The following is an 8439-nucleotide window of genomic DNA, read 5'->3' on the forward strand; positions in this document are numbered from 1 at the left end:
CTGCAATCACAGTGAAACGCAAGGAAGTATTGAATTTCTGCGCCAACAATTATTTGGGATTGTCCAATCATCCGCGCCTGATTGCCGCCGCTCAGAAAATTATGGAACAACGCGGTTACGGAATGTCATCCGTACGATTCATCTGCGGAACGCAAGACATCCACAAAGAGTTGGAAGCTGCCATTTCCGACTACTTCCAGACAGAAGACACTATTCTTTATGCTGCCTGCTTCGATGCCAACGGCGGTGTATTCGAACCTCTCTTCACTGACGAAGATGCCATCATCTCCGACTCCCTAAACCACGCTTCCATCATCGATGGTGTACGCCTCTGCAAAGCAAAACGCTATCGTTATGCCAACGCTGACATGGCCGACCTTGAAAGATGTCTGCAAGAGGCTCAGGAACAGCGTTTCCGTATCATCGTGACAGACGGCGTGTTCTCCATGGACGGCAATGTGGCTCCAATGGACCAAATCTGCGACCTTGCCGAAAAATACGACGCGTTGGTTATGGTGGACGAATCACACTCCGCCGGTGTAGTAGGTCCTACCGGACACGGTGTCAGCGAACAATATGGCACTTACGGACGTGTTGACATCTATACCGGAACTTTAGGAAAAGCCTTCGGAGGTGCTCTAGGCGGCTTCACTACCGGACGCAAGGAAATCATCGACCTGTTGCGTCAGCGCAGCCGTCCGTATCTGTTCTCCAACTCTTTGGCCCCGGGCATCATCGGCGCCAGCCTTGAGACATTCAAGATGTTGAAGGAAAGCAACACGCTACATGACAAACTGATGGAAAACGTGAACTACTTCCGCGACAAGATGACCGCCGCCGGATTCGACATCAAGCCCACACAGAGTGCTATTTGCGCCGTGATGCTGTATGATGCCAAACTGTCTCAGGTATATGCGGCACGCATGCAGGAAGAAGGCATCTATGTAACCGGATTCTACTATCCCGTTGTACCGAAAGGTCAGGCACGCATCCGCGTACAGATTTCCGCCGGACACGAGAAGGAACATCTCGACAAGTGTATTGCCGCTTTCATCAAGGTAGGCAAAGAATTAGGTGTGCTGAAATAAGAAAAGCAAGCATACAAAAAACAGAAAGGGTGGCTGCCGAAGTTTAATCGCAGACACCCTTTCTCTATTTTCGGTTCTTTACTATCAGATTACTTGCGTTCACCCAGTTTCGCATCTACAAAGAAAAGACCGGCAGCACCGGCTTTCTTGAGCATATCCACAATACCAGCAGCTGTAGCTTCCTCTTCCACCTGTTCGCGAACAAATCCCCACAAGAAATCTTGCGTAGCCTTATCCTTCTCGGCAGAAGCGACATCTACCAACTCGTCAATCATTTTGGATACACGGCATTCGTGTTCATAGACTTGCTCAAAGACTTCCAGCGGAGTACCGAAATCATTGGGAACAACGTCAATCTTATCTACTTTGGCCTTACCACCACGCTTAATCATATAAGAAGCCATCTCATAAGCATGCTCATTCTCCTCTGTTGCTTGTTTCTTCAACCAGGAAGCCATACCACAATAACCTTCTCTATCCATAAAGAAAGACATTGCCAAATAAAGGTTAGATGACCACATCTCAGCTGTAATCTGCTGATTAATTGCATTTTGTAATTTTTCTGTTATCATAATCGGAATTATTAAATTGAAATGATTACAAATATAATGAGAATACAAGCAACTTTGTTCATCGGATAACATTTTTTAATCAAAAAAGATAAAGCATTTTGCCTGCACCAACCGGCACTATTCTTATACCAGTTCGTCTGACGTATATCCTTGCGGCAACTCACGACAATTATAGCCCGAAGCCATAATCTCACCGTAAGCCCCTGCCGAACGAAGTGCAATCAGATCGCCCCGCTGTACACCGTTCAAATCAATAACCTTGCCAAACACATCTGACGACTCACAAATAGGCCCTACTACATCGTAAGTCTGCACCGGAGCATCCGAAGTGATATTTTCAACCTTATGATATGCCTGATAAAGTGCCGGACGAATCAAATCTGTCATACCTGCATCCAAAATGGCGAATCGCTTATTGGCCCCCTGTTTCACATAAAGCACCTTGGAAATCAATGAGCCACACTGCCCTACCACTGCACGCCCCAACTCAAAATGGAGTGTCTGATAAGGACGCAACTTCAAATGACTGTTATAAGTCATGAAATAGGTCCTGAAATCAGGTATAGCCTGACGATTGGGATGGGTGTAATCAATTCCCAATCCTCCTCCCACATTGATATGGTCAATGCGAATTTGGCGTGCCTCCAATTTATCCTGCAATTCATTCACCCGATTGCATAAAGCTACAAAATCCCCCATATCCAGAATCTGGGAACCGATATGAAAATGCAACCCGATGAACTTCACATTCTTCATCTCCTGTGCAATCCCAATAACATAATCCATATCCTCCATACTGATGCCAAACTTATTTTCAGCCAGTCCGGTGGTGATATTGGCATGGGTATGCGCCCCGACATTCGGATTGATACGAAAAGCAACATTCGCCACCTTTCCTTTAGCCGCCGCCAACTCATTGATGACTTCCAATTCGGGAACAGACTCTACATTGAAGCAGAAAATATCATAATCCAATCCCAAATTAATTTCCCAATCGGCCTTACCGACCCCTGCAAATACAATTTTACTTGCAGGAAAACCAGCTTTGACAGCGGCACGTATTTCACCGCCACTCACGCAATCGGCTCCCAATCCGCTCTCACGAATCACTGCAAGCAACTTAGGATTGGCGTTCGCCTTCACGGCATAATGCACCACATAATTACTATATTTTGCCGCTTCCGTACGAATCGTGGAAAGCGTATCACGCAACACCTTCATATCATAATAATAGAAGGGAGTACGAAGTTCGCGAAACTTATTAATGGGGAATGCTCCTTTCATACTTTATTATACACTTTGTTTAGTTTATAAAAAAAGAATATCACTTCTCTAGTAATCGATATGTTATAATCAAAAGGAGTAAAGGAATTAAGGAGTTAAACTGATAGCTTAAACCTAGAATACTTTACCGCAGAAAGCCATGGGCGTAACTTCTTAACTCCTTAACTTCTACACATTTTTACGAATGATTCTTTTATTCTTCGTTAAACAACGCATTGCTGAGCGATTGCAATGCCGCTTTCTTATCTGCCTCGCGAATTAGGAAAGAGATATTGTAGTTGCTACCGCCAAAGGAAATCATGCGAACCGGTATATCGCGCATGGCATCCAGCGCCTTTGCCTCAAAGCCAACGTTTTCCCACTCCAAATCACCAACTACGCAGATGATGCACATATCCCTGTCCACCGTCACCGTACCATACTTCTTCAAGTCATCCAGAATCTCGTTCAGGTGTTTGATGTTGTCAATAGAAACCGATACTCCCACCTCCGAAGTACAAATCATATCGATAGAGGTCTGATAGCTTTCAAAAATTTCAAATACCTTGCGCAAGAAACCGTGTGCCAGCAACATTCGACTGGACTTGATTTTGATAGCCGTAATATTGTCCTTGGCAGCAACCGCCTTGATTTTTCCCTTCTCCGTATCATTCGAAATCAACGTTCCCGGAGCCGTAGGATCCATCGTATTGAGCAGGCGGACAGGGATATTGGCATACTTAGCCGGCTGAATACAGGTAGGATGAAGAATCTTGGCACCAAAATAGGCCAACTCAGCAGCCTCTTCAAAATGAAGATGACGCACCGGAGCAGTCTTATCTACAATGCGGGGATCGTTGTTGTGCATACCGTCTATATCCGTCCATATCTGGATTTCGGAAGCATCAATGGCCGCACCAATCAAAGAGGCCGTATAATCACTGCCACCACGTTGCAGATTATCTATCTCGCCGTAAGCGTTGCGACAGATATAACCTTGCGTGATGTAAACATCAGCATCGGGATGCAACTCCAGCTGAACATGAAGTTTTTCTTTGATATAACCAGGATCAGGCTCCGCATTCTTGTCCGTACGCATGAATTCCAAAGCCGGAAGCAATACAGAGTTCACACCACACTCTTGCAGATAGAAATTCATCATAGCCGTAGAAATCAACTCTCCTTGTGCCAGCACTACCTTCTCCTCAAACAAGGTAAAGAGATCTTTAGTGAAGGAACGGATATAATCGAAATGAGACTTGATAAGCTCACGTCCCTTCTGTTTATACTCCTGAGTAGCAAAGAGTTCGTCAATATGCTGACGATATTTGCTCTCCAGCTTGTTGATAATCTCGTTGGCACCATCCGGATTCTTCTTATACAAATAATCCGAAATTTCAACCAATGTGTTTGTGGTACCCGACATGGCAGAGAGAACCACAATCTTACATTCACCATCGGCAATCAATTTGGCCACTTCTTTCATCCGAACCGCCGAACCTACCGAAGTACCTCCAAACTTTAAAACTTTCATTTTCCTTCTCCTTATATTAAAATTGTTACATATTTTTCTATTCACTATCTTTATTCTTCTTTTACCACCGAAGCCACATATTCTGCCGTAACATTCGTAATCTGATGGTCATAACAACGATACACCTTGCCGGGAAACTCATGCAACAGCCGCATATTATGCGTAGTCATCACCACCAGAGAACCCGCTTCACTAATACTACGCAACAATTCCGTAATGGCGCGTCCGGTTTCCACATCTAGGTTTCCGGTAGGCTCGTCTGCCAAAATAATCTTCGGTGAATTAAGCACAGCACGTGCTATCACAATACGTTGTTGCTCACCTCCCGATAATTCATTGGGAAACTTATAACCCTTACTGCTCATCCCCACAAGTTCCAGCACCTCTTCAATCCGGCCTTTTATCTCACCCTTGTTCTTCCAACCGGTAGCACGGAGCACAAAATCAAGATTATCATAAACGGTACGGTCTGTCAACAACTGAAAATCCTGAAAAACGATGCCCAGCTTACGGCGCAATTGCGGAATATGCTTACGCTTGATACGACGCATCTCATAGCCCAGCACTTCCGCTTCACCCGATGTGATATCCAATTCGCCATAAAAAGTCTTCAGCAGGCTTGTCTTACCAGACCCCACCTTACCAACCAGATACACAAACTCCCCCTTATGAAACTCCAGGTTCACTTCACTGAGAACGCACAACTCCTGTTGGTGTATCTCTACATTTTTATATCGTATCAGCGTTTCGCCCGCCCCCATCTATTTTCTTCTTTTCAAATTTCAATCAATCAGTGTTTCTTCCAAGTGTCACTATGACGCTCTTCCAACTCACGTGCTAAATCTTCGATGCGATATCCTTTGGAAGTAAGCAATACGATCAGATGATACAATAAGTCGGCACCTTCGTAAATCAGACGTTCGTCCGTACCGTTGCAGGCTTCAATTACGGTTTCTACGGCCTCCTCACCTACTTTCTGTGCCATCTTGTTGACACCAGACTGAAATAAACTAGTCGTATAAGAGCCTCCCGGCATCTCTTCATGCCGCTTGCTGATAAAGTCCTGAAGCGTTTTCAAGAACAGAACGGGCTGCTCGTTTTTTTCACCCCAACAAGTGTCCGTCCCTGTATGGCAAACAGGACCTGCCGGATGTACCTGAATAAGCAGAGTGTCCTGATCACAATCCGTTTTGATGGAAACCACGTTCAGCACATTGCCGCTTTCCTCCCCTTTCGTCCAAAGGCGATTCTTAGTACGGCTAAAGAAAGTCACCTTTCCGGTTTCCAATGTCTTATCGTAGGCCTCTTTGTTCATGAAGCCCAACATCAACACCTTTGCGGTATCCGCATCTTGTATAATTGCCGGAACAAGTCCGTTCATCTTGTCAAAATCCAACATTTTTGATATCAATCATTTATATAAATATTACCAAACCAGTCGCATGGGAATTCCATGGGCGCAAAGATACGATTTTAATTCGGGAATTTTAATTTCTCCGAAATGAAAAACGCTGGCAGCCAATGCCGCATCCGCCTTTCCTTGCAAAAAGACATCACGGAAGTGTTCCTTTGCCCCGGCCCCTCCCGAAGCGATAACGGGAATGGAAAGCCTTCCGGCAAGCATGGCAAGAGCTTCGTTGGCATAACCGGTTTTCACGCCATCATGGTTCATGCTGGTAAACAGCACCTCACCGGCTCCACGCTCTTGCGCCTCCTTAGTCCACGCGAACAGTTCTTTGTCCGTCTCCACTCGTCCTCCATTCAAATAGCACCACCAGCCTTTTTCCGTCTGCTTGGCATCTACAGCAAGCACGCACACTTGCGAGCCAAAGTGTTTCGCTATCTCACCAATCAATTCCGGACGACGAATAGCGGACGAGTTGATGGATATTTTATCCGCACCGGCATTCAGCAACCTGTCCACATCGGCAAGTTCGTGAATTCCTCCACCTACGGTGAAGGGGATACTGATGTTGGCGGCAATACGCTTCACCAGTTCTGTAAAAGTTTTCCTGCCCTCATAACTGGCTGTGATATCCAAAAAAACCAATTCATCAGCACCTTGTTCACTATACGCACGAGCCAGTTCAACCGGGTCGCCCGCCTGACGAAGATTCACAAAATTGGTTCCTTTCACTGTCTGTCCATCTTTGATATCAAGACAAGGGATAATTCTTTTTGCTAACACGATTCTATGTTCAAATTAATAAATCAATTCCATCGTTAGCAGAGTTATCAGCCGATAACTCTTTCTAACTTCCGATACTTTTTTTACACCCTCCATTTACAAGAAGCTTTCCAATTCCTTCAGCGTAATCCGCCCTTCGTAAAGCGCCTTCCCGAAAATAACGGCAGGCACACCGGCAGCCTCCAATACCCGAATGTCTTCTATACAGCTTACTCCGCCACTGGCAATCAGACAGAGATCAGGATGCCGCCGCAGTATCTCCTTATACAAAGTTGTTGAAGGCCCCTGCAACATGCCATCACAGCCGATGTCCGTACAAACGACCTTACGAATTCCCTTCTCCACATAATCCTGCAAAAAGGGGAAGAGTTCACAAACAGTTTCATCCCTCCAACCGTTGACAGCAATCTTGCGGTCTTTCACATCGGCACCAAGAATGATTTTCTCCGCACCGTACGTTTGAAGCCAACGACAAAACAACTCCGGCTCTTTGACCGCCACACTGCCTCCAGTCACCATTGCCGCCCCACTTTCAAAGGCTATCCTCAAATCTTCATCGCTCTTCACACCGCCACCAAAGTCAATCAGCAGCGAAGTGTGCGTCGCTATCTGCTCCAATGTGCGATGGTTCACCACATGATGCGAAGCAGCACCGTCAAGGTCAACAACATGCAACCGGCGAATGCCACAACCCTCAAGCTCCTTAGCTACCTCTACAGGATTCTCATTATACACCTTCTTGCTATCATAATCGCCTTGCGAAAGGCGCACACATTTACCATCAATGATATCAATGGCGGGAATCAGTTCTATCATAGTGTCAAAAAATTCTGCAATATACGTTCGCCCACACTTCCGCTCTTTTCCGGATGGAACTGCGTAGCATAATAATTATCTTTATGCAAGGCTGCGCTAAATGGAGAGATATAATCTGTTACGGCCGCCGTGCAATCGCCGAGAGGCACATAGTAGCTATGCACAAAATAGACAAACTCCTCATCTGCAAACCCTTTGAACAAAGCGCTGTTTGTCTGTGCAATTGTATTCCAACCCATGTGAGGGACCTTGTCCTCAGGATTCAAAGAAACAAAACGCTTCACATCGGCATCAAAAATACCCAGACAATCCACATTCCCCTCTTCAGAATGACGGCACATCAACTGCATGCCCAAGCAAATGCCCAACACAGGCTGACGCAGTTCTTTCAGCAACTTGTCCATGCTATTGGCACGCAAAAAGCGCATTGTTGTCTCCGCTTCGCCCACACCGGGAAAGATTACCTTGTCAGCGGCACGCAGCACGGCCTCATCCGCCGTAACCACTGCCTCCACTCCCAAACGCCTCAAGGCATAATCCACCGACCGGATATTACCCGCGTTGTATTTGATAATCGCTACTTTCATTTCAACCGTCAACTATTCATTTTTAAACAAATCTCATTTTCCTAATTGCAACACACGTAGTTTTAGTCCGCAAAAATAACGATTTATTGCAGAACTGCGAATTTTTCAAGCACAAAGTTTAAGAAAGAGAAAAAATTGCTTCGCTTTTCACAAGAAAAAAAGTTCAATCGGTAACAAAACTGCTTTCAAACAGACTTACTAAAACGACAGGCAACACCAACAAACTTTTTTCGCACACAAGTCCCTCTTTATGAAGAAGAAAAGAGAACCAGCAAAAAATATTCAAAAAAAAATTCATCATAGCTATTGCAGAAATCAAAAAAATGCCTACCTTTGCAACCGCAATCGAGAGAGATAGCAACAATACTTGAAAGAATGGTGCGTTAGTTCA

9 protein-coding genes are annotated in these 8439 nt (G+C 45.3%); 1 reads left to right on the plus strand and 8 read right to left on the minus strand.

What is annotated here, in order from left to right; all coding sequences use genetic code 11:
- Positions 1-1088: glycine C-acetyltransferase (gene kbl / locus K2G43_RS12765; RefSeq protein ID WP_300155836.1), on the plus strand; the 1088-nt coding region annotated here is incomplete at its 5' end.
- Positions 1089-1177: 89 nt separating this feature from the next.
- On the opposite strand, the gene K2G43_RS12770 is transcribed toward kbl, so the two are convergent.
- The 8 genes from K2G43_RS12770 to hisH all read right to left on the minus strand — a co-directional run bounded on the left by K2G43_RS12770 (position 1178) and on the right by hisH (position 8048).
- Complete coding sequence (locus tag K2G43_RS12770; protein ID WP_297645457.1) at positions 1178-1660, minus strand: ferritin; 483 nt, start codon at positions 1658-1660, stop codon at positions 1178-1180.
- A 123-nt stretch (positions 1661-1783) separates the two neighbouring features.
- Positions 1784-2944, minus strand: a complete 1161-nt coding sequence (gene lysA / locus K2G43_RS12775; protein WP_297645454.1) for a diaminopimelate decarboxylase — start codon at positions 2942-2944, stop codon at positions 1784-1786.
- Positions 2945-3137: 193 nt separating this feature from the next.
- Complete coding sequence (locus K2G43_RS12780) at positions 3138-4457, minus strand: aspartate kinase (protein ID WP_300155841.1); 1320 nt, start codon at positions 4455-4457, stop codon at positions 3138-3140.
- 50 nt (positions 4458-4507) lie between these two features.
- A complete protein-coding gene (locus K2G43_RS12785; protein ID WP_297644882.1) occupies positions 4508-5218 on the minus strand; it encodes an ATP-binding cassette domain-containing protein in 711 nt (236 codons plus the stop codon).
- A gap of 29 nt (positions 5219-5247) precedes the next feature.
- The gene (gene hisIE / locus K2G43_RS12790; RefSeq protein WP_300155845.1) at positions 5248-5856 is read right to left on the minus strand and encodes a bifunctional phosphoribosyl-AMP cyclohydrolase/phosphoribosyl-ATP diphosphatase HisIE; all 609 of its coding nucleotides are present in this window, start codon (positions 5854-5856) and stop codon (positions 5248-5250) included.
- A 27-nt stretch (positions 5857-5883) separates the two neighbouring features.
- On the minus strand, positions 5884-6645 hold the full coding sequence (gene hisF / locus K2G43_RS12795) for an imidazole glycerol phosphate synthase subunit HisF (RefSeq protein WP_300155848.1): 762 nt from the start codon (positions 6643-6645) through the stop codon (positions 5884-5886).
- A gap of 96 nt (positions 6646-6741) precedes the next feature.
- A complete protein-coding gene (hisA, locus tag K2G43_RS12800) occupies positions 6742-7461 on the minus strand; it encodes a 1-(5-phosphoribosyl)-5-[(5-phosphoribosylamino)methylideneamino]imidazole-4-carboxamide isomerase (protein ID WP_297644888.1) in 720 nt (239 codons plus the stop codon).
- Positions 7458-8048 carry an imidazole glycerol phosphate synthase subunit HisH gene (hisH, locus tag K2G43_RS12805; RefSeq protein ID WP_300155852.1) on the minus strand — a complete coding sequence of 197 codons (591 nt, stop codon included), beginning with the start codon at positions 8046-8048 and terminating at the stop codon, positions 7458-7460. Before hisH ends, hisA begins: the two co-directional genes overlap by 4 nt.
- Positions 8049-8439: the final 391 nt, after the last annotated feature.

This window comes from Bacteroides sp. (genome assembly GCF_029057325.1).
In the GTDB taxonomy this organism is placed as follows: Bacteria; Bacteroidota; Bacteroidia; order Bacteroidales; family Bacteroidaceae; genus Bacteroides.

Bases quoted from the DNA above. Each gene is read 5' to 3' on its own strand.
- K2G43_RS12770 (WP_297645457.1), bottom strand. From the start codon at position 1,660: ATGATAACAGAAAAATTACAAAATGCAATTAATCAGCAGATTACAGCT.
- lysA (WP_297645454.1), bottom strand. From the start codon at position 2,944: ATGAAAGGAGCATTCCCCATTAATAAGTTTCGCGAACTTCGTACTCCC.
- K2G43_RS12780 (WP_300155841.1), bottom strand. From the start codon at position 4,457: ATGAAAGTTTTAAAGTTTGGAGGTACTTCGGTAGGTTCGGCGGTTCGG.
- K2G43_RS12785 (WP_297644882.1), bottom strand. From the start codon at position 5,218: ATGGGGGCGGGCGAAACGCTGATACGATATAAAAATGTAGAGATACAC.
- hisIE (WP_300155845.1), bottom strand. From the start codon at position 5,856: ATGTTGGATTTTGACAAGATGAACGGACTTGTTCCGGCAATTATACAA.
- hisA (WP_297644888.1), bottom strand. From the start codon at position 7,461: ATGATAGAACTGATTCCCGCCATTGATATCATTGATGGTAAATGTGTG.
- hisH (WP_300155852.1), bottom strand. From the start codon at position 8,048: ATGAAAGTAGCGATTATCAAATACAACGCGGGTAATATCCGGTCGGTG.